General features: G+C 64.0%; 17 protein-coding genes. 9 read left to right on the plus strand and 8 right to left on the minus strand.

Annotated elements, in window-relative coordinates:
- The first annotated feature begins 62 nt into the window (after positions 1-62).
- The 6 genes from shc to AAFG13_RS40675 all read left to right on the plus strand — a co-directional run bounded on the left by shc (position 63) and on the right by AAFG13_RS40675 (position 7243).
- Entirely contained in the window at positions 63-2024 is a 1962-nt protein-coding gene (gene shc / locus AAFG13_RS40650; RefSeq protein WP_342710489.1) for a squalene--hopene cyclase, read from the plus strand.
- 26 nt (positions 2025-2050) lie between these two features.
- A complete protein-coding gene (locus tag AAFG13_RS40655; protein ID WP_171948109.1) occupies positions 2051-2776 on the plus strand; it encodes a phosphorylase in 726 nt (241 codons plus the stop codon).
- 388 nt (positions 2777-3164) lie between these two features.
- Positions 3165-3809, plus strand: coding sequence for a TetR/AcrR family transcriptional regulator (locus tag AAFG13_RS40660; protein ID WP_212311115.1), 645 nt, complete (start codon positions 3165-3167; stop codon positions 3807-3809).
- Positions 3806-5494: an acyl-CoA dehydrogenase family protein gene (locus tag AAFG13_RS40665; RefSeq protein WP_342710490.1), complete on the plus strand. Its 1689-nt coding sequence runs from the start codon at positions 3806-3808 to the stop codon at positions 5492-5494. The genes AAFG13_RS40660 and AAFG13_RS40665 overlap by 4 nt, the downstream gene beginning before the upstream one ends.
- Positions 5495-5507: 13 nt before the next feature.
- Complete coding sequence (locus AAFG13_RS40670; RefSeq protein ID WP_342710491.1) at positions 5508-6350, plus strand: class II aldolase/adducin family protein; 843 nt, start codon at positions 5508-5510, stop codon at positions 6348-6350.
- A complete protein-coding gene (locus tag AAFG13_RS40675) occupies positions 6347-7243 on the plus strand; it encodes a DUF2520 domain-containing protein (RefSeq protein WP_342710492.1) in 897 nt (298 codons plus the stop codon). The genes AAFG13_RS40670 and AAFG13_RS40675 overlap by 4 nt, the downstream gene beginning before the upstream one ends.
- 71 nt (positions 7244-7314) lie before the next feature.
- Here the strand turns inward: AAFG13_RS40675 and hpnH are convergent, their stop codons facing one another.
- On the minus strand, positions 7315-8475 hold the full coding sequence (gene hpnH / locus AAFG13_RS40680) for an adenosyl-hopene transferase HpnH (RefSeq protein ID WP_212311112.1): 1161 nt from the start codon (positions 8473-8475) through the stop codon (positions 7315-7317).
- Positions 8476-8520: 45 nt separating this feature from the next.
- Positions 8521-9447, minus strand: a complete 927-nt coding sequence (gene ispH, locus AAFG13_RS40685) for a 4-hydroxy-3-methylbut-2-enyl diphosphate reductase (protein ID WP_092125121.1) — start codon at positions 9445-9447, stop codon at positions 8521-8523.
- A 455-nt stretch (positions 9448-9902) separates the two neighbouring features.
- On the opposite strand from ispH, the gene AAFG13_RS40690 reads away from it, so the two are divergent.
- Positions 9903-12518 (plus strand): MMPL family transporter, encoded by a 2616-nt coding sequence (locus AAFG13_RS40690; protein ID WP_342710493.1) that lies wholly within the window; start codon positions 9903-9905, stop codon positions 12516-12518.
- A 119-nt stretch (positions 12519-12637) separates the two neighbouring features.
- Here the strand turns inward: AAFG13_RS40690 and AAFG13_RS40695 are convergent, their stop codons facing one another.
- On the minus strand, positions 12638-13294 hold the full coding sequence (locus AAFG13_RS40695) for a DUF2147 domain-containing protein (protein WP_212311109.1): 657 nt from the start codon (positions 13292-13294) through the stop codon (positions 12638-12640).
- Between the two features lie 102 nt (positions 13295-13396).
- Between AAFG13_RS40695 and hpnO the strand changes: the two genes are divergently transcribed.
- Positions 13397-14788, plus strand: a complete 1392-nt coding sequence (hpnO, locus tag AAFG13_RS40700; protein WP_212311108.1) for an aspartate aminotransferase family protein — start codon at positions 13397-13399, stop codon at positions 14786-14788.
- Between the two features lie 102 nt (positions 14789-14890).
- Here hpnO and AAFG13_RS40705 read toward each other — a convergent pair whose 3' ends face one another.
- From AAFG13_RS40705 to AAFG13_RS40720, 4 genes are all read right to left on the minus strand, one after another.
- Positions 14891-15655 carry an anti-sigma factor gene (locus AAFG13_RS40705; protein WP_212311107.1) on the minus strand — a complete coding sequence of 255 codons (765 nt, stop codon included), beginning with the start codon at positions 15653-15655 and terminating at the stop codon, positions 14891-14893.
- Positions 15652-16209: a sigma-70 family RNA polymerase sigma factor gene (locus AAFG13_RS40710; protein ID WP_212311681.1), complete on the minus strand. Its 558-nt coding sequence runs from the start codon at positions 16207-16209 to the stop codon at positions 15652-15654. The genes AAFG13_RS40705 and AAFG13_RS40710 overlap by 4 nt, the downstream gene beginning before the upstream one ends.
- Before the next feature lie 94 nt (positions 16210-16303).
- Positions 16304-16627 carry a cupredoxin family copper-binding protein gene (locus AAFG13_RS40715; protein ID WP_024579453.1) on the minus strand — a complete coding sequence of 108 codons (324 nt, stop codon included), beginning with the start codon at positions 16625-16627 and terminating at the stop codon, positions 16304-16306.
- 12 nt (positions 16628-16639) lie between these two features.
- A complete protein-coding gene (locus tag AAFG13_RS40720; RefSeq protein WP_176532574.1) occupies positions 16640-17593 on the minus strand; it encodes a metallophosphoesterase in 954 nt (317 codons plus the stop codon).
- A 250-nt stretch (positions 17594-17843) separates the two neighbouring features.
- Here AAFG13_RS40720 and AAFG13_RS40725 point away from each other — a divergent pair, with 250 nt between their 5' ends.
- Positions 17844-18251, plus strand: coding sequence for a GFA family protein (locus AAFG13_RS40725; protein WP_342710495.1), 408 nt, complete (start codon positions 17844-17846; stop codon positions 18249-18251).
- Between the two features lie 108 nt (positions 18252-18359).
- Here AAFG13_RS40725 and AAFG13_RS40730 read toward each other — a convergent pair whose 3' ends face one another.
- Positions 18360-18617 carry a hypothetical protein gene (locus AAFG13_RS40730; protein WP_342710496.1) on the minus strand — a complete coding sequence of 86 codons (258 nt, stop codon included), beginning with the start codon at positions 18615-18617 and terminating at the stop codon, positions 18360-18362.
- Positions 18618-18739 lie beyond the last annotated feature (122 nt).

Raw genomic sequence — 18739 nt, forward strand, 5'->3', positions numbered from 1 at the left:
GACCTGTTAAGCGGCCGCGGCTTTCGATCAGCCGGTCCGCAATGAAGAGGATATCGAGCGAAATGCTTTCGAGAGATCACAGCGTCGCAGTCGATCCGGTCGCGCTGGAGAAGAGCATCTCCAAGGCAACCGAAGCGCTGCTCGGCTATCGCCAGTCCGACGGGCACTGGATATTCGAGCTCGAGGCCGACAGCACCATTCCGGCCGAGTACATCCTGCTGCGTCACTACCTGGCCGAGCCCGTCGACGCCGCGCTCGAGGCCAAGCTCGGCAACTATCTGCGCCGCGTCCAGGGCGCGCATGGTGGCTGGCCGCTGGTGCATGATGGTCCGTTCGACATGAGCGCCAGCGTGAAGTCGTACTTCGCGCTGAAGATGATCGGCGACTCCGTCGACGCGCCGCACATGATACGGGCGCGCGAGGCGATCCGTTCGCGCGGCGGGGCTTCAGGCAGCAACGTGTTCACGCGCTTCATGCTTGCGCTCTATGGCGTCGTGACCTGGCGCGCGACGCCGGTGCTGCCGATCGAGATCATGCTGCTGCCGATGTGGTCGCCGTTCCACATCAACAAGATCTCCTACTGGGCGCGCACCACCATGGTGCCGCTGATGGTGCTCGCTGCGCTGAAGCCGCGCGCCAAGAATCCGAAGGGTGTCGGCATCGACGAATTGTTCCTGGAGGATCCGAAATCGGTCCGCATGGCGCCGAAGGCGCCGCATCAGAGCGCAGGCTGGTTCTATCTGTTCCGCTCGCTCGACGCCGTGCTGCGCGTGATCGAGCCGATGTTTCCGAAGCGCCTGCGCCAGCGCGCAATCGACGCCGCGCTCGCCTTCACCGAAGAGCGGTTGAACGGCGAAGACGGCATGGGCGCGATCTATCCGCCGATGGCCAACATCGTCATGATGTATGAGGCGCTCGGCAAGGACGAGAATTTCCCGCCGCGCGCCGTCACCCGCCGCGGCATCGACAAGCTGCTGGTGGTCGGCGAGCACGAGGCCTATTGCCAGCCCTGCGTCTCGCCGGTGTGGGACACCGCGCTGACCTGTCATGCGCTGCAGGAAGCGGGCGGCGACGATACGCTCGCCAAGGCCAAGCAGGGGCTCGACTGGCTGAAGCCGCGCCAGGTGCTGGAGCTGAAGGGCGACTGGGCGGTCAAGGCGCCGGGTGTCCGTCCCGGCGGCTGGGCGTTCCAGTACAACAACGATCACTATCCCGATCTCGACGACACCGCGGTGGTCGTGATGGCGATGGACCGCGTGCGGCGTCACAGCGGAACCAGGGAATATGACGAGGCGATCGCGCGCGGCCGCGAGTGGATCGAGGGGCTGCAGAGCCGCGACGGCGGCTGGGCGGCGTTCGACGCCAACAATCTCGAATATTACCTCAACAACATCCCGTTCTCCGATCACGGCGCCTTGCTCGATCCGCCGACCGAGGATGTCACGGCGCGCTGCATCTCGATGCTGGGCCAGCTCGGCGAGACCGCGGAGAGCAGCAAGGCGATGGCCGACGGTATCGCCTATCTGCGCCGCACCCAGCTGGCCGAGGGCTCCTGGTACGGCCGCTGGGGCCTGAATTACGTCTACGGCACCTGGTCGGTGCTCTCCGCGCTAAATGTCGCAGGTATCGATCGCAACGACCCGATGATTCGGAAAGCGGTCGATTGGCTGGCGTCAGTCCAGAATCAGGACGGTGGCTGGGGCGAGGACGCCGTCAGTTACCGGCTGGATTACAAGGGTTATGAAGTTGCGCCGTCGACCTCCTCGCAAACGGCATGGGCCTTGCTTGGATTGATGGCGGCCGGAGAGGTCGAAAATCCTGCCGTTGCGCGGGGGGTGGAGTACCTAAAGGCAACACAGACGGAAAAAGGGCTGTGGGACGAGCAGCGATACACAGCTACGGGGTTTCCGCGGGTATTTTACTTGCGATATCATGGCTACTCGAAGTTCTTTCCGCTCTGGGCGCTGGCGCGGTATCGGAATTTGAGAAGCACCAATAGCAGGGTGGTAGGGGTCGGGATGTGATTGTTGAGGCGGGGGCCGCCGAGACCGTGGGCAGTAGAATTGATCCTCGGCCGGTATTGATTGTGACTGGATTGGTGCAGGAGGCCCGCATCGCAGCCGGTCCCGGCATGATCGTGATCTGCAGCTCGAGCGATCCGCAGCAGCTGCGTGAATTGCTGGCGACGCTGGATCCGACGAGCTTCCGCGGCGTGATTTCGTTCGGCGTGGCCGGCGGGCTCGATCCGTCGCTCAAGTCGGGCGACGTCGTGGTCGCGACCGAAGTGATGTCCGGCGATACCCGTTTCCTGGCCGCATCCGCCCTGAACGAAGAGATGATCGCCAGCGCCGCGCTGAAGCGCCGCCGGATCGTCCGCGGCGGGCTTGCCGGCGTCGAGCAGGTGATCGCGGCGAAGGCCTGCAAGGCCGCCCTGCGCTCGATGACGGGCGCAGCCGCAGTCGACATGGAAAGCCATATCGCGGCAGCCTATGCCGCCAAGGCGGGCGTTCCATTCGCCGCGCTGCGCGTGATCAGCGATCCCGCGCACCGGGCGCTGCCCGAGCTTGCGAAATCCGCGGTGAAGCCGAACGGCGACATCGACCTGCGCAAGGTGCTGCGCGGCATCGTGCGCAATCCGCGGACGCTGCGGGCACTGGTGTCGACCGGTATCGATTTCAATCGCGCGCTGCGCTCGCTGCGCAGCTGCCGCGGCTTCCTGCTCGGCAGCGACGTGCTGATGCCGGTGGACGATGTCTTGGTGGCGAAGGCGGCCTGATCCAGCTGTCCCGGGCCAGGACAGCGTTGCTCGCCGCACCGAGCTCAAAACAATCAACCTCAAAAATAGAGGCCCGATCGCATCGCGATCGGGCCTTTTGCTTTGGTGCCTGATGGTTTGGTTCGATGTCACGCCGGTCCGGGTTCCGGGCGTTCAGCGGGCGATTTGCCGGGCGTGCATTTGCCGGCTTGCGGGCGGGTGACCCTCGAGGCCTGTTCCTGCCTGCGCGTGGCACGGCAAGTCTCCGATGATCCTGCAAGCCCAGCCACGGCGTCCGCGGGCGGTGTGCGCCGTCCTGCGACCTCGGATCGCCCCGTGGATGCTTGACAGATACCGGCATTCGACCGAATATGAATTATGATCCTGAATTCATGAATTAAGGTTCACTATGGCAATCGCAGCAGTTCGCCTCAACCAACTGGTCGAGACCAAGGCCCGCATTCTGGATGCCGCGAGGGACGCCGTGGCGCTGAGTGGGTGGAAGGATGCCCAGATCGCCCTGATCGCCTCACGGGCCGGCGTGGCCACGGGCAGCGTGTATCGCTACTTCGACTCGAAGGCGGACCTGTACGCGCAGGTGCTCGCCCTGGTTTCCGAGCGCGAGGTGGCCGTTGTCGCCGCAATCGCCGAGGCGGAGGGATCCGCGTCCCAGTGTCTGGTGGACGCGATCTACACCTTCTCGGTCCGGGCGATGCGCGGCCGCCGTCTGGCCTATGCGTTGATCGCCGAACCCTGTGAACCCGAGATCGACGCGGCGCGCCTGAAATACCGGGCGGCCCTGGCCGACCAGATCGCAAGGCTGGTCCGGCGCGGCATCGCCAACGGCGAGTTCGTCGATATCGATGCGAATGTCGCGGCCTCCTGCGTGGCCGGCGCTTTCATGGAGGCGCTGGTTGGTCCGCTGGCGCCCGAAGCAGCCCCGGACTCCGACGCGGCAAAGGCGATCGCTCAGACGATCGCGGGGCTTTCCGCGCGCATGCTGTTTCGCCATCCCGCGCCTGAATTGACCCCTGTATCGAGAGTTTCCGCATGAATGCGCGCGTCCAGCCGGTTGCCGTCGCGGAAGCAAAAGCCAGTGCGTTCGCGACCCATGAAGTCCGCAATCAGGCGCGGCCAGCCGCAGACTTCAACTCGTTCGATGACGACCGCGCGTTGAGCGATCTGATCGCAAAGACCGCGCCGTGGGCAAGAGACAGGCTTTCCGCGCTCGGGGCCCATGCCGGCAGCGAAGCTGTGCAGGAGGCCGCGCGGCTTGCCAACGAGCACGAGCCGAAGCTCTTGACCCATGACCGGTATGGCAACCGCAATGATTGGGTCGAGTTTCATCCGGCATGGCATCAATTGATGGCGCTGGCGTTCCAGAGCGAGGTCCATAGCCTCGCCTGGTCGACGCGCGAGCCACAAGGCCATCTGGCGCGCGCGGCGCTGAGCTATCTCTGGAATCAGATCGAGAACGGCGTCGGTTGTCCAACCGGGATGGCGTACGCCGCAATCGCCGGGTTTTCCGGCAAGCCGCAATTCAGCCTGTGGCGGGAACGAACGCTGGCGGCGGACTACGATCCACGCCGGCTTCCGATCGAGGTCAAGCGTGCGGCGGTGATCGGCTATGCGATGACCGAGAAGCAGGGTGGCTCCGATCTGCGTGAGACCCAGACCACCGCGCGCTTCGTCGAGCGCGGCGCGCATGGCGAGATCTATGCGATCACCGGCCACAAATGGTTCTTCTCGGTGCCGGTCGCGGATGGATTCTACACGCTGGCGCGCACCCAATCCGGCGTCAGTTGCCTGTTCGTGCCGCGCCTGTTGCCGGATGGCAGCGCCAACCGCATCCACATTCAGCGCCTGAAGGACAAGTGCGGCAACCGTTCGAACGCGTCGAGCGAGATCGAGTATCACGATACGTGGTCGATCCTGGTTGGTGAGGAAGGCCGCGGCGTCGCGGAGATCCTTTCGCATGCTCATTTGACCCGGCTGGATTTCGCGGTCGGCTCTGCCGGGCTGATGCGGCAGGCGTTGAGCCTGGCACTGAACCACGCGCAAACGCGAACCGCGTTCGGCAAGCCGATGGCCGAGCTCCCGATGCAGCGCAACGTGCTTGCCGATCTCGCACTCGAGAGCGAGGCGGCGATGCTGGGCGCATTTCGCGTCGCGCGTGCGACCGACGGCCTGCAGACGAGCGACCATGAACGGCTGCTGGCGCGGGTCGCCACTCCCGTGGTGAAGTTCTGGAATTGCCAGCGTGCGCCGGCTTTCACCTATGAGTGCCTGCAGGTGCATGGCGGCAACGGCTTCATTATGGAGAATGCGATGGCGCGGCTCTACCGCGAGGCGCCGCTGAACTCGATCTGGGAAGGCACCTCCAACATGATGTGCATGGACGTGCTGCGCGCCATGCAACGGGATGCAAATTGCCGGGACGCGTTCGTCGACGAACTGCGTGCGAGCAGGGGCCTCAATGCGGTCTATGACCGGTACACGGACGATCTCGCGGATCGCTTGCTGGCACGATATCCGGACGACGGGCATGCACGGGCGCTCGTCACCCGCATGGCGCATGCGTTGCAGGCGGCCGAGATGTTGCGGCATGGCGATGCCACCGCGGCCGATCTCTTCGTGCAATCCAGATTTGGCGCCGACGGGATGCATGTGTTCGGCGCGCTTCCGTCGTCGGAAGGCCTCGGCAAGGTCGTCGAACGCGCCTCCGTCATCCGTCGATAAGGGTTCCAGTCATATGGGTCAGACCGAAGTTTGTGCCGTCAACGACGTCAGGGCGATCGTCGGAGATGAGGAGTGGGCGATGCGGGTCGATCTCGCGGCGTGCTACCGCCTGGTCGCGCTCTATGGAATGACCGACCTGATCTACAACCACATCAGCGCGCAGGTCCCGGGGTATGACGATCGGTATCTGATCAATCCGTACGGCATGCTCTATGAGGAGATCACGGCGTCGAGCCTCGTCAAGATCGACATTGAGGGCCGGACCTTGCTGCAGCCCGACCACGGCTACAACGTCAACGTGGCCGGCTTCTATCTGCATGCCCCGATCCATCGCGCACGGCCCGACGTGAAATGCGTTCTGCATACCCACACCCGGGCCGGCACCGCGGTCAGCACGCTTGCCGAAGGGCTGCTGCCGCTGTCGCAGACGGCAATGCGGTTTCACGGGCGGATCGGCTATCACGACTTCGAGGGACCGGCGATCGATCGCGACGAATGCGACCGGGTCGTCGCCGATCTCGGCCGCAACAACGTGCTGGTGTTGCGCAATCATGGCCTTCTGGTCTGCGGCAACACCATTCCGCAGGCGTTCAATGCGATCTACTGGCTGGAGCAGGCTTGCCGGATCCAGGTCGATGCGCTCGGCTGCGGCCGGCCGCTGCATGCGCCGAGCGAACTGGCGATCGGCAACACGGTGACCTGCTTTGCCGGCACCGAGATCACGCTGGACAATGAGCGCGACACCAATCCGGTGCTGAATGAAGCGGCGCAAAATCTGCAAGCCGGCTACGGGCTGCTGGAATGGCCGGCGCTGCGGCGCAGGCTCGACCGCATCGACAGGAGCTATGCGCAATGAGCGCGTCGCGGGCGTTACGGATCGGCTTCATCGGCGCCGGCCGCGTGGCGCAGACGCTCGCGCCGGCGTTCGCCCGCGCGGGTCTGAACGTCGCAGCCTTCTACAACCGCGGTCCCGATGCCGCGCAGCGTCTCGGATCCCGCATCCCGTCGGCACGGCCGATGATCGACGCGCAGCAGGTCGTTGACTTCTGCGACATGGTTTTCCTCACCGTGAGCGACGACGCGATTCTGCAGGTCTGCAGCGATCTGCACTGGGAGCCGCGTCACCGCGTGGTCCATTGCAGCGGTGCGACCGAACTGGCCGCGCTCGACCATGCGCGGTCGGCGGGCGCCGCAACCGGCGGATTTCACCCGATGCAGATGTTTGCAAATCCTGACGTCGCGCTCGAGGGGCTGCGCGGATGCACTGTCGGCATCGAAGCTGAAGGCGACTTCCGGCGCGACCTCGAGCGGCTCGCCACCAGCATCGGCTGCGAGCCGCTGGCGCTGCCGGCCGGTGTGCGGGCGATCTATCATGCCTCGGCCTACTATGTCGGCCCGTTCCTGATCTCGCTGCTCAAGGAAGGCGTCGAGCTCTGGAAGAGCTTTGGCGCCAGCGAGGCCGACGCGCTGCGCGCCATGATGCCGCTGCTGCGGGGCACCGTCGCGGCCGTTCTCGACGGTGGCCTCGCCAACGGCATGGGTGGCTGCGTGGCGCGCGGCGACGTCGGAACGATCGTCAAGCACCTGCGGGCCCTGGACGAGCGCTTTCCCGCCTCGGGCGCGTTGTATCGCGAACTGGCGCTGCGCAATGTCCCGCTCGGGATCGAGCGTGGCACACTCAGCGCTCCGCGCGCAGCCGAGATCGAACGGCTGCTGTTGCGAGCCCGGCGAGAGCAGGCGGCATCCTGATCCAGGAAAAAAGGGCCCCGGTTCGCTGAACCGAGGCCCTTGTTCGTTCTGCAGTCCGCTCACATGGACCTTTACGCGGCGCTGGAAGCCTTCTGCTGCTGCTTCGCGGCGGCAGCCGCAGCCTCGTCGCGGCGGATATCCGAGAGCTTCTTCTCGACCTGCTCGGCGAAGATGTACTGTGCCGGACGCTGCTTCGACATGTCGATCTCCGGCGCCATCGGGCCAGTGGTCTTGATGCCGCGCAGCGCGACCCACATCGCCTTCAGCGGATTGTTGATCGCAGCGGTCGCCGCGGTGGGCTCGTAACCGCAATGGGCCATACAGTCGGCGCACTTCTCGTACTTGCCGGTGCCGTAGGTCTCCCAATCGGTGGTGTCCATCAGCTCCTTGAAGGTCTTGGCGTAGCCTTCACCGAGCAGATAGCAGGGCTTCTGCCAGCCGAAGATGTTGCGCGCCGGCATGCCCCAGGGCGTGCACTCGTATTCCTGGTTGCCGGCCAGGAAGTCGAGGAACAGGCCGGAATGCATGAAATTCCATTTCTTGCCCTTGCCGAGCGCAAAGACGTCGCGGAACAGCTTCTTGGTCTTGGTGCGGTTGAGGAAGTGCTCCTGGTCCGGCGCACGCTCATAGGCGTAACCCGGCGACATCGAGACGCCGACGCCGAGCTCGGTGGTGAAGTCGAGGAATTTGGCGATCTCCTCGGCCGGATGGCCGTCGAAGATCGTGGCGTTGACGTTGACCGTGAAGCCGCGCGCCTTCGCCGCCTTGATCGCGGAGACGGCGCGATCGAACACGCCCTTCTGCGACACCGCCTTGTCGTGATGGTCCTTCAGGCCGTCGAGATGCACCGAGAAGAACAAATAGGGCGACGGCTCGAACAGATCGAGCTTCTTCTCGAGCAACAGCGCATTGGTACACAGCGAGACGAACTTCTTGCGCGCCACGAGGCCGCGCACGATCTCGCCGATCTCCTTGTGGATCAGCGGCTCGCCGCCCGGGATCGCCACCATCGGTGCGCCGCATTCATCGGCCGCGTCCCAGCATTCCTGTGCGGTCATGCGGCGATTGAGGATCGCATCGGGATAATCGATCTTGCCGCAGCCAACGCAGGCAAGGTTGCAACGGAACAGGGGTTCCAGCATCAGCACGAGCGGATAGCGTTTGCGGCCAAGCAGCTTCTGCTTGATCAGATAACCGCCGATACGCATTTCCTTGAAGAACGGTATAGCCATTAGAGGATTTTCTTTCTGCACTTATCAAAGGGAAGTGGGTTCAGATCAGCCCGCAGTCAGTTCGGCCGGCAGCCGGAATTCGATATTCTCTTCGCGGCCCGGAACGACCGAGACCGACACCGGTCCGATGCGCCGCAGGGCCTCGATGACATCGTCGACCAAAACCTCAGGTGCCGATGCACCCGCCGTAATGCCGACGGCCTTCGCATCCTTCAGCCAATCCGGGTTGAGCTCGCTCCCATCGGCAATGAGATAACTCGCGACACCAACCTCGGTGCCGATCTCACGAAGCCTGTTCGAGTTGGAACTATTGGCGGCCCCCACCACCAAAATGACGTCCACCAGCTTACTCAGGTCCCTTACCGCAGATTGGCGGTTCTGTGTCGCATAGCAGATATCCCTGATGTCCGGGCCTTGAATATCTGTAAATTTTGCCTGAAGGGCCGCGATGATGTCCCTGGTGTCGTCCACCGACAGGGTGGTCTGGGTGATATAGGCGACCGGGGCGTCGGTCGGCAGCCGCAATTCTGCCACATCCTGAACGCTCTGGACCAGCAGGACCGGCCCCGGAACCTGCCCCATGGTTCCCTCGACCTCGGGATGGCCGGCATGCCCGATCAGGATCAGGGCGCGGCCCCTCGAGATATAGCGCTTACCCTGGTTGTGGACCTTCGTGACGAGCGGGCAGGTGGCATTGAGCACGGGCAGGTCGCGGGCCTCCGCCTCCTCCTCGACGCTCCTGGCGACGCCATGGGCACTGAAGACGGTCACCGCCTTGGCCGGCACTTCCGACAGGTCCTCGACGAAGATCGCGCCCTTCTTCTTCAGGCTTTCGACCACGTATTTGTTGTGAACGATCTCGTGGCGGACATAGACCGGCGGGCCATACTTCTGCAGCGCGCGTTCGACGATTTCGATCGCGCGCACAACGCCCGCGCAAAAGCCGCGCGGCTGAGCAAGAAACACTTCCATAGGTCGTCCGTTACGCAAATTGCACCAATCTCATTCCATGCCCTGCGGCCATTTCGGCAACGCACTCCGCCCGGTCGGACGCCGCAACTTCAGTTGCAATGTCCGCACCATCTCAGGTCCTGCACGCGTGATCCGCGCCCTCAAGGGCATGGAAATACAGGGATTTGTGGCAAAAAGGTAGCGCTTCGAGCGGATGAGTAGCCGGCCAGGTGGAAGGCTTGAGGTAATATAGTGTGGATTTTGGGTCCTGCGACCGTCCGTCTCCCTCACTTGTTCGTCACTTTATCGCCCACTCCTGCGGTCTATACCGGCGACTCGTGGCCGTTCCTGTGGTTTGGAACCTCCTCGCCATCTCGTCGGGGAAGATAACCAAAACAACATTAGATCGGTCCCGGGAACTCCGCTACAGAGCGGGCGTTTTCGGCCATGCTTCCCCGAGCTTAGAAAGAAACGAAGTGCTGACAAATATTGTCGTCTCCGTTGTTAGGACCTGTACGCGTTTTGCCCTTCCGGTTGTCATTCTCTCGGTGCTGCTGTCGATCGGCGCCGGCTTCTATACGGCTCGCAACTTCTCGATCAACACCGACATCAACAAGCTGATCTCGCCGGATCTGGATTGGCGCAAGCGCGACAACCAGTTCGAGGAAGCCTTTGACCGCGAGCGGCTGATCCTGGCTGTCGTCGAGGCCGCGACGCCCGAGCTGACCAGCTCGGCCGCGAAGGCGCTCACCGCGAAGCTGCAAGCCGACAAGAAGAACTTCGAGGCGATCACCGCGCTCGGCTCCGGCGAATTCTTCGAGAAGAACGGCTTGCTGTTCCTGCCGACCGAAGAGGTCGGCAAGGTCACGGGCCAGCTCGAATCGGCCGCGCCGCTGATCGAGATCATGGCCGGTGATCCTTCAATTCGCGGACTGACCGGTGCGCTCGAGACCGGCCTTGCCGGCGTCAAGCGCGGACAGGTCAAGCTCGACAACGCCGCTCCGCCCTTCAACCTGATCTCCGAGACGGTCGAGACCGTCCTCGCCAAGGGCAATGCGACCTTCTCCTGGCGTGAGCTCACCAGCGACAAGCCGCTGACCGATTCGGACAAGCGTGCCTTCATCGAGATCAAGCCGATCATCGACTATTCGGCGCTGGAGCCGGGCAAGGACGCAACCGATGCGATCCGGCAGGCGGCGGCCGACCTGAAATTCCCGACCGAGTATCACGCGCGCGTCCGCCTGACCGGACCCGTGCCGATCGCCAACGAGGAATACGCCACCGTGCAGGACGGCGCGATCCGCAACGGCATCGGCACCGTGGTGATCGTGCTGATCATCCTCTGGCTGGCGCTGCATTCCGGCAAGATCATCTTCGCGGTGTTCGTGAACCTGTTCATCGGTCTTGCCCTCACCACGGCGGTCGGTCTGATGATGGTCGGATCGCTGAATCTGCTTTCGATCGCCTTCGCGGTGCTGTTCGTTGGTCTCGGCGTCGACTTCGGCATCCAGTTCAGCGTCCGCTACCGCTCCGAGCGCTACAAGAACGACAATCTGACGCTGGCGCTGGAAAACGCCGCGCGCCGCTCGGCGGTGCCGCTGTCGCTCGCGGCGATGGCGACCGCCGCCGGCTTCCTGTGCTTCCTGCCGACCGACTACAAGGGCATCTCCGAACTCGGCAAGATCGCCGGCGCCGGCATGCTGGTGGCCTTCATCACCAGCATCACGGTGCTGCCGGCGCTGCTCGACCTGCTCAATCCGCCTGGCGAGAAGGAGCCGGTCGGCTACGCCTTCCTGGCGCCGCTCGATCACTTCCTCGAAAAGCATCGCGTCCCGATCATCGTCGGCACGATCCTGGTCACGGTCGCGGGCCTGCCGCTGCTGCACTACATGAAGTTCGACTTCAACCCGATCAATCTGCGCAACAAGCACGCGGAATCGATCGCGACCTTCCTCGACCTGAGAAACGATCCGAACACCGGCGCCAACGCCATCAACGTGATGACGCGCTCGGAGGCCGACGCCAAGAAGATCGAGGCCAAGCTCGAGAAGCTGCCGGAAGTGTCGCGCGTGATGTCGCTCGACAGTTTCGTGCCTGATGACCAGCCGGCCAAGCTGAAGCTGATCGCACAGGCCGCCAAGACGCTCGGCCCCGCGCTCAACCCCGACTCGGTCGATCCGGCGCCGTCGGATCAGGAGAATGTCGAGTCGCTGAAGAGCTCGGTCGACAACCTGCGCAGGACCGCGGGCGACGGCAAGGGGGCGGGCGCGGTTGCCGCGCGCCGGCTCGCCGACGCCCTGCAGAAGCTGGCCGATTCGAACCAGTCGATCCGCGACAAGGCACAAGACGTCTTCGTCGCGCCGATGAAGATCGTGTTCGATCAGCTCCGCAACACGCTGCAGGCCCAGACCGTCACGCTGCAGAACCTGCCGCCGGAACTGGTCGAGAGCTGGAGGACCAAGGACGGCCTGATGCGTGTCGAGGTCGAGCCGAAGGGCGATCCGAACGACAACGACAATCTGCGCCACTTTGCCGACGCCGTGCTCGCCGCCGAGCCGACCGCGATCGGCGGGCCGGTCTCGATCCTGAAGTCGGGCGATGTCATCGTGAATGCGTTCATCCACGCCGGCATTCTGGCGCTGGTCACGATCGGCCTGTTGCTGTGGCTGACGCTGCGCCGCGTCGTCGACGTGCTGATGACGCTGGTGCCGCTCCTGGTCGCCGGCATCGTCACGCTGGAGATTTGCGTGCTGATCGGGCTGCCGCTCAACTTCGCCAACATCGTCGCGCTGCCGCTGCTGCTCGGCGTCGGCGTCGCGTTCAAGATCTACTATGTCACGGCATGGCGGCAGGGCAGGACGAACCTGCTGCAGTCGAGCCTGACGCGTGCGATCTTTTTCAGCGCGCTGACCACGGCGACCGCGTTCGGCAGCCTGTGGCTGTCCAGTCATCCCGGCACCGCGAGCATGGGCAAGCTGCTCGCGCTCTCGCTCGTCACCACGCTCGCGGCAGTGTTGCTGTTCCAGCCGGCGCTGATGGGCAAGCCGCGCGAGGCCCTCAAGGAGGAGGATATCGCCAACGACGTCACCTGACGCGTGGGCGATCAGGCTTGGCGGCGAGGTGCCGCCGAGCCCTAAATTCAGGCACGCATCAATGTCACGAACCAGCCGGCATGCGCGCGACCGCGTGCGGCGTCGCCAGCTGGCCTTTGTCAATGCGTCGGTCGCGCGATGTCCGGCAGCAGGCAAATATCACCCACGACGTCAGCAGACGCATTGGCGTTGCCTGGGGCAGTGGTTGCCTGCTTTTGCCCCGGCTTGGTGGCAGGCGCCACGACGCCGGTGGTCTTCTGCGGCGCTGCCGATTTGGGCAGGGCACCCTTCGCTGCCGGGCTGCCCGCGGCAGGCGGGTTGCCGGCAGCGCTGACGGGGATCGGCGGACCGACGCGGGTCCAGGTCTCGCCGCCACAGAGGAAGCCGAGCACGCAGCCCTGGATCTCGAGCTGATCGGTGCCGACGGGCTTGATGGTCGAGCTGTAGAGCTGGCCGTCCTTCGCGTTGTAGACTTGGCCTTCCCACGCGTCGGCGCCGGCCTTCTTCTTCATGTCGATCAGGATCGGCATGCCGAGCGTCGGCCTGCTTTGCTTCGCCGGATCAGGATTGTTCTTATCCTTTCCGCCGGGGGTTTTTTCCCAGGACACCGCACCCCACATGTTGCCATTACACTGGGCGACGCGGATGGTGGCGACACCATCTGCGACCTTCCAGTCGCCGGTCGGGTCCGCTGCAAGTGCCGGTGATAATACGGTGGCCAAAAATAAACCTGAAAAGGCTATTGTACGCGCGAAAGTTCTTGGGCAGTGCAACATGGTCCAAACCTGTGCTTAACTAGACGATCCGAGCGGGGGTCAAAACGCCGCTAGCGAGCGTTTTAAGTTGACGAGATGGCCATCAACCGACGTATGTAACGAATGGTAAGTTCCAATTTAGACGTTTCCGAGATTTTTGTGGAGCGCGAGGGGCAGCGCGGTGCCATGCACACGCGTCACCTCAACGAGCAGCTCGTTCGCGTCCTCAAGACCATCGGCTATGACGTCGGCTTCCAGAAGGGGCAAGGCCAATACCTCTTCGATCGTCAGGGGGCTCGTTACCTCGATCTATTGAGTGGATTTGGCGTTTTTGCGATTGGTCGCAATCATCCGGACCTGCGCAAGGCGCTGAAGAGCGTGCTCGACGCCGATCTGCCCAATCTGGTGCAGCTCGACGTCTCGACGCTCGCCGGCGTGCTCGCGGAACGGCTTCTGGAATATGTCCCATATCTGGACAAGGTGTTTTTCGCCAATTCCGGTGCCGAAACCGTCGAAGCGGCGATCAAGTTCGCGCGCGGCGCGACCGGCCGTCCCGGCATCGTCTATTGCGGGCATTCGTTCCACGGCCTGTCCTACGGCGCGCTGTCGCTGACCGATGATACGAATTTCCGCAGCGGCTTCGAGCCGCTGCTGCCGGGTTGCACCGCGATCCCCTTCAACGACCTCGAGGCGCTCGAAAAAGCGCTGTCGTCGCGCCAGGTCGGCGCATTCATCGTCGAGCCGATCCAGGGCAAGGGCGTCAACATGCCCACCGACGAGTTCCTGCCCGGCGCGCTGGCGCTGTGCCGCAAATACGGCACGCTGTTCATCGCCGACGAGATCCAGACCGGCATCGGCCGCACCGGCAAGTTCCTCGCGATCGAGCACTGGGGCATCGAGCCCGACATGGTGCTGCTGGCGAAGGCGCTGTCCGGCGGCCACGTGCCGATCGGCGCGCTGCTGACGCGCAAGAGCATCTTCGACAAGATCTTCAACCAGATGGATCGCGCCGTCGTGCATGGCTCGACCTTCGCCAAGAACGATCTGGCGATGGCCGCCGGCATCGCCACGCTCGATGTCATCAAGGCAGAGAAGCTCGTCGAGAACGCCGCCAAGCGCGGCGCCGAGCTCCGCCTTGCGCTGACGCGCATGGTGCCCGGCTATGAGCTGATGAAGGAAGTCCGCGGCAAGGGCTTGATGATCGGCGTCGAGTTCGGTCCGCCGAAATCGCTGCGGCTCAAGGCGTCGTGGAATCTACTGGAGACCGCCAATAAGGGCCTGTTCTGTCAGCTGATCACGGTGCCGCTGTTCAAGGATCACAAGATCCTGACCCAGGTCGCCGGCCACGGCCTCCACACCATCAAGCTGTTGCCGCCGCTCGTGATCACCGAAGAGGATTGCAGCTGGATCGAGAAGTCGTTTGACGAGGTGATCGCCGGCAGCCACAAGGTGCCCGGCGCGATCTGGTCGCTCGGCAAGACGCTGGTCGACAATGCGGTGCGCAAGTCGGCGTAGGCCCGAACCTGTAGCCCGGATGCAGCGAAGCGAAATCCGGGGTTCTCGACACTTGCAAGACTGTTCCCGGATTGCGCTTCGCTGCATCCGGGCTACGAGTCCTCACCCCTCCTTGTTCGCACGCATCGCGCCCTCGAACTTGTCGCCGAACTCCGTCAGCTCATCGGCGCCGAGATCGCTGACCGCCCAGTAATTCAGGCCGCGGTCGCTCCAGCGCCGGATGTTGAAGCCCTGCAAGGTCGAGATCTGCGCCGACTTCCGTTCGGTGCTCGCGGTCTGCGCCACGAACAGGTTGATGACGTGCTGGCGGCGCTTGTAGACCACGGCGCCGATCTCGCGGGCGTTGACGTAGTCGAGCCGGCCGCCGATCAGGGTAAAGCCCTGCGCGGTGAGATCGATCACCGGCGGCGAGACGTCGAGCTTGCCGTTGAACCAGGGCTTGACCGTATGCTGATCGGTCGAGACCACGTCGATGAGGTGGCCGGCTTGCAGCGAGCGCAGATGCGCCGACACCACCTCGTTCTCGATGCGCTGCTCGTCGTCATTGCGCAGCACGATCGCGACGAGGCCGGTCGCGGCCATCGCCGACACCGCAGAGCCCATCGCGAAGCCGCGCAGCACCGAGCGCCGGGTCGGCGCCGCCTGCGGTTGCGGCAACGCCTTCTCGATCTTGCGGCGCAGCTCGAGCGGTGCCTTGTAGCGCACGTCGCTCTCGGCGATCGCCTGGCGGATCTCCTGATATTCCTTCATCAGGGCGGCGCAATGCGCACAACCCTCGATATGGGCTTCCACTTCGCGCGCATGGCCGGCATCGAGTTCGCCGTCGATCAGCGCGTGGACCAGCACTTCGGCTTCCTCGCAATTCATTTCACTTGCTCCTGTTCCGCGAGCCAGGCCGATCGCAGCATGGCGCGGGCGCGTGCGAGGCGGGACATCACGGTGCCGACAGGCACGGCGGCGACATCGGCGATCTCGCGGTAAGAAAGATTCTGGATTTCCCTGAGCACAAAGGTCTCGCGGAACGGCTCGGCGAGCGCCGCGACCAGCTTGCGCACGGTGTCGCCGTCGAAGCGACGCAGCAGCTGCTTTTCCGGTGTCTCCGGGGCCTCGTTCCACAGCGGGGTCTGATCGCCGCCTTCGGGCAGCTCCTCGACCGCGGTGGGGGCGGTCTTGCGGCGTGCATATTCGGCGCGGCAGACATTGCGCAGGATCGCAAACAGCCACGGCTTCATCGCAGGTCCACGGTAGCTGTCGAAATGCTTGTAGGCGCGCAGATAGCATTCCTGCACCGCATCCTCGGCGTCGGCGGCATCGCGCAGCAGGTAGCGTGCCAGGGTAAAGGCGTCGTCAAGGTATGGCAGCGCGGCTTCGCGGAAGCGCCGCGCCTTTTCGGGATCGTCTTGCGACGCTTTGACAACCATCGTGTCCTGCCCGGCATCTCGAGAGACGGCTTGTGCCCGGCCGGGGGCGGAGGGCCACCGGCCGGGCATCGCTGTGATTGTATGGGTGGTCACGTTACCCAACCTTGATACTGCCTGTCATGTGCGGATGCAGCGAGCAGAAATACTTGTACTCGCCGGGCTCCGTGAAGGTGAACGAGAAGGTGCCGTCGGTATCCATGGTCTTGGAGCGGAATTTTCCCGCACACACCACGGTGTGCGGGATGTCGTCGCGGTTGGTCCAGGTCACGGTGGTGCCGACCTTCACGTCGAGCGGGTTCGGCGCGAACGAGAAGTTGTCGATGTGGACCGCGACGTCTTCGGCGCGGGCCGCCGTGACAGGAAGCAGCATGGTCGCGACCACGGCTATACCGAAGTCGCGTCGATTGATCGAACTCATCGGTCTCGTCCCTCAGCCCTGCAGCGGCGTGTCGATGATCGCCAGCGGCTGGCTGTTCTGCTTGAAGTTGATGCTGGCGACGCCGAGCATGCTGCGCAGCTTGGCATCCTCAACCTTCATCGGGCCGGGGGAGGGGGCGGCACCGGGCGCCGGCTGCGGGAAGGCCGTCGAACGCGCGGTGTGGAAGGTGACGTTGCCCTCGACCTTCTGCATCACCTGGTGGATGTGGCCGTTGAGCACGGTGACCGAGCCGAAGCCCTTGACGTATTCCAGCGCGCGGGCGCCGTCCTCGGTGCCCCAGCCCCATTGCGGATAGACCGTCCACAGCGGGATGTGGGCGAACAGCACGATCGGCGTCGACTTCGAGCGGCCCTTGAGGTCGTTCTCGAGCCATTCCAGCTGCTCGTTGCCGAGATTGCCGAGGCCGCCGCCCTTGAGGTCGACGACGTTGACGAGGCCGACGAAATGCACGCCGCCGGCGTCGAAGGAGTAGTAGCCCGGACCCTTGGTGCCCTTGCCGTAGCGTTCCTTGTAGAGCTTGACCTCCTCGTCGATGAAGTCGTGCTCGCCCGGCACGTAATGCACGTCGAGCTTGGCCTGCGAGATGATGCGATCGGCGTCATCGAATTCGGACGCCTTCGACAGATGCGTGATGTCGCCGGTGTGGATCATGAACGACGGCTTGACCTGCATCGCCCGGACCTTGTTGATGGCCTCTTCAAGCGTGCCGATGGCGTTCGGGTTGGCCGGCTTGTCGAAGCCGACATGGCTGTCGCTGATCTGCATGAAGGTCATGCCGGTGGTCGCTTCGGCTGCGGCCGCCGAGCCGACGATGCCGAGCGAATGCGGCACGCCGCCGGTAACCGTCCAGAGTACGCCGGTGCCGGCCCAAGTCATGCATTCCAGCACCTTGCGTCGGCTGACGCCCTTCTCTTCATCGTGATGGTCGTGATCGTGTCCGCTCATAGCAAGTCTCCCGTTGGGCCCAGGGATTGGGTTTCCGGGAAGGTGATCGGCGGGCCTAAGGGTTTATTCCCGGGGCTTTGGAGGGGTTGAGGGCCGGGATGACGATTTCGTGAGAGCCGGAAAGCCGGCCGCGACATCAGCAGACATACGGCCGGCGCGACAGGTGGACGCAAGGGCAAGATGCGCCATTGAAAGTTTGGGGTCTGCAACGCTATCGACCCGGCAAACCACTGATCGGTCGGAGGAAAACATGGCTGGCGTCACCGGCGGCTGTCACTGCGGCGAGATTCGTTACGAGGTAACCGGGGAACCGGTCGTCCATGCGCTGTGTCACTGCACCGATTGCCGGCGCCATGCCGGCGCGCCGATGGTCGGCTGGGTGATGGTCGCTGAAGGCATGGTCAAGGTGACCAAGGGGCAGCCCAGCATCTACCGGTCCTCCGAGCATGGCCGGCGGCAATTCTGCGCGAACTGCGGCACCGGGCTTTTCTACATCAATGGCAACATGTTGCCCGGGTTCATCGACATTCAGAGCGGCACCTATGACGATCCCGATGCGGTGCCGGCTACGATGCATATCCAGGTCGCGGAGCGGTTGCGCTGGATGGAAACGGCGCATGAGCTGCCGACCGTCGCGCGCTTTCCGCCGCAGGAATAACCGGCCGCCGACGGGCGCAGCGGCGCTGATGCGCGCCGCAACATGGCGATGCCCCGCAACATAGATGAACAACCGCAACAAAGCTGTCTTGCAGCCGTCAGCAGAATGTCAGCGCTCCTGCATAAGAATGGCGGACTTCACTCGCCACACCGGGAGATCTTCATGAGCGACCACGCAGGCGTTGAGCATCACCACAAGGCCGCCGAGCATCACGAACACGCGGCGCGTCATCACCGCGAAGCCGCCAAGCACCACGAAGCCGGCGATCACCACAAGGCGGCGCATCACGCGCACAGTGCCCATGGTCACGCCAGCCATGCCCAGCATCACCACACCGAGGCCAGCCGGCATCACGCCGAGCACCACGGCAACAACTAATAATAGCTTCAGTACTGCGTGAGTGGCTTCCGCCGTCCCCGCAAGGGGACGGCGTTTTCTTTTGGCTGGCGCTGCGCGCTGACGCTCTCATTCGTCGAGCGTCCGATCAT

Origin of the sequence: Bradyrhizobium sp. B124, assembly GCF_038967635.1 — a bacterium.
In the GTDB taxonomy this organism is placed as follows: domain Bacteria; phylum Pseudomonadota; class Alphaproteobacteria; order Rhizobiales; family Xanthobacteraceae; genus Bradyrhizobium.

Bases quoted from the DNA above. Each gene is read 5' to 3' on its own strand.
- shc (WP_342710489.1), top strand. From the start codon at position 63: ATGCTTTCGAGAGATCACAGCGTCGCAGTCGATCCGGTCGCGCTGGAG.
- AAFG13_RS40660 (WP_212311115.1), top strand. From the start codon at position 3,165: ATGGCAATCGCAGCAGTTCGCCTCAACCAACTGGTCGAGACCAAGGCC.
- AAFG13_RS40665 (WP_342710490.1), top strand. From the start codon at position 3,806: ATGAATGCGCGCGTCCAGCCGGTTGCCGTCGCGGAAGCAAAAGCCAGT.
- AAFG13_RS40670 (WP_342710491.1), top strand. From the start codon at position 5,508: ATGGGTCAGACCGAAGTTTGTGCCGTCAACGACGTCAGGGCGATCGTC.
- AAFG13_RS40675 (WP_342710492.1), top strand. From the start codon at position 6,347: ATGAGCGCGTCGCGGGCGTTACGGATCGGCTTCATCGGCGCCGGCCGC.
- hpnH (WP_212311112.1), bottom strand. From the start codon at position 8,475: ATGGCTATACCGTTCTTCAAGGAAATGCGTATCGGCGGTTATCTGATC.
- ispH (WP_092125121.1), bottom strand. From the start codon at position 9,447: ATGGAAGTGTTTCTTGCTCAGCCGCGCGGCTTTTGCGCGGGCGTTGTG.
- AAFG13_RS40695 (WP_212311109.1), bottom strand. From the start codon at position 13,294: ATGTTGCACTGCCCAAGAACTTTCGCGCGTACAATAGCCTTTTCAGGT.
- hpnO (WP_212311108.1), top strand. From the start codon at position 13,397: ATGGTAAGTTCCAATTTAGACGTTTCCGAGATTTTTGTGGAGCGCGAG.
- AAFG13_RS40705 (WP_212311107.1), bottom strand. From the start codon at position 15,655: ATGAATTGCGAGGAAGCCGAAGTGCTGGTCCACGCGCTGATCGACGGC.
- AAFG13_RS40710 (WP_212311681.1), bottom strand. From the start codon at position 16,209: ATGGTTGTCAAAGCGTCGCAAGACGATCCCGAAAAGGCGCGGCGCTTC.
- AAFG13_RS40715 (WP_024579453.1), bottom strand. From the start codon at position 16,627: ATGAGTTCGATCAATCGACGCGACTTCGGTATAGCCGTGGTCGCGACC.
- AAFG13_RS40720 (WP_176532574.1), bottom strand. From the start codon at position 17,593: ATGAGCGGACACGATCACGACCATCACGATGAAGAGAAGGGCGTCAGC.
- AAFG13_RS40725 (WP_342710495.1), top strand. From the start codon at position 17,844: ATGGCTGGCGTCACCGGCGGCTGTCACTGCGGCGAGATTCGTTACGAG.